Below are 1,691 nucleotides of genomic sequence, written 5' to 3'. Positions count from 1 at the left end.
CTAACCCAAGTCAGTATGACTTGGGTTTTTTTGTTGTTTTATAAAAAACATGTTTCGCATGGAATGGTTAATTCAATGCGAAACAATTAAGCTCAGGGTGTAAAAAACTAAAGGGCTAAGCCCATCACAAGCGTATTATAATAAATCCCGTTTATATAAGTATCTTTCTTTAATAGTCCTTCTTCTTCGAAACCAAGTTTTTTATACAATTTGATTGCTCTTATATTATCCTCTCTCGTAACAAGAGCTACTTTTTTTGTGATTCCATTTGAACTAGCCCAATTAATAAGGTGATTCATAATTATGTTTCCTAATCCTAACCCACAGTATTGTTCTTGAATAACAATACCTAAAGTTCCAACATGTTTTGTCCTGTTTTTGTTTTCAGAAGTAATAGAAGCAATGCTTACTATTTTTTCATCAATTGTTGCGAGCATTAATATGGAATTATCTTCTAGTGTGGTAGATGTTATAAAGTTTTCATATTCATGTAAGTTCATTTTAAATTCATTTTTTCCAAATGAAAGAAAATCAGTTTCTCCACCTACAAAATTATAAAAGTCTATCATAGACTGTGCATCTTTCTTCTCAGCTTCTCTTATAATCATTTCTTTCCCATTTTGTAATTGTAATTTTTTCATAATCATCAGCTTCTTTCAAATTAGTTATTGATTTTTAAATTATAGTATTTCTGTATCATTGTATCTAAAGAAATAAACATTTTAGTGACCATATCATCCATCTAAATATTGACTGACAATTTTTTGAGCCTCTTCACGTACAAATTGTATTAATTGAGGAGGCTCTTCTATAAAAATTTCAGATCCGAGACCGAGAAATAGGCTACCGATAAAAGGAACATCGCTATCACATATTACTTTATGAATAATGCCTGTACCATCTGGTTTTAATTGAATCCACTCTCCAATAGGGTGAGGGTCTATTTGTTTGCAGGCTTTCTTTGTTAACTTTGCTCGCAAAGTCAATTCTTTATGTATATCTACTGTTCTTTTTAACCATTCGTTTACGGTTATATCTTTTGGTGGTATCTTGGAGATTTTTTTATTTATACTAACAGACATAATACGATCAATTCGAAAGGAAACATTCCGATTCCTTTTATAACAAAAAGCAAGACAATACCATAACCCATTCGCTAAAAAAATTCCGAATGGAAAAATTGTTCGAGTTGATTGTCCAGAACGTGATTCATATTGAATCTGTAAAAACTCTTTTTCTAACGATGCTTGTAAAACTTCCCTTAAATAATGATTGTGAAAACTTCTCTTTGGTAAATCAATGCCGATACGTTCTTTTAATTTTTCCATTTCTTGAATCATACTTGAAGACATACTTGCACGTATTTTCGTAAGTGTCGATATATTTTCTTGCTTAAATGGTCCGTCTTGTTCTTCGAGTAATTCATAAGACAAAAGTAAACCGGTAGCTTCCTCTGCTGTTAATGAGATTGCAGGTAGTTTTTGTTGTCTCATAAGACTGTAGCCACCATTTGGTCCGGTGGAAGAAGAGAGTGGTACACCCATTTCACTTAATAATTGTAAATCTCGAAGCATTGTTCTTCTTGAAACATGAAATTCGTCGGCTAGCTCTTGAACAGTAAAGTGATGCTTTGTATTGAGTGTAATTAACAATTCAAACAACCTTCCAGTTCTAGACATGAAAAGATCTCC

Annotated in this window: 2 protein-coding genes; both read right to left on the bottom strand. The window is 32.1% G+C overall.

All coding sequences use genetic code 11. The annotated features are described in order from the left end of the window. Positions 1-107 precede the first annotated feature (107 nt). Positions 108-641, bottom strand: a complete 534-nt coding sequence (locus BAMA_RS23130) for a GNAT family N-acetyltransferase (RefSeq protein ID WP_034644380.1) — start codon at positions 639-641, stop codon at positions 108-110. 93 nt (positions 642-734) lie between these two features. After that, a partial coding sequence (locus BAMA_RS23125; RefSeq protein WP_034644378.1) for a helix-turn-helix transcriptional regulator occupies positions 735-1,691 on the bottom strand: 957 nt, incomplete at its 5' end.

It is taken from the genome of Bacillus manliponensis, from assembly GCF_000712595.1.
GTDB lineage: Bacteria > Bacillota > Bacilli > Bacillales > Bacillaceae_G > Bacillus_A > Bacillus_A manliponensis.
This window is presented reverse-complemented; position numbering and strand designations above follow the sequence as displayed.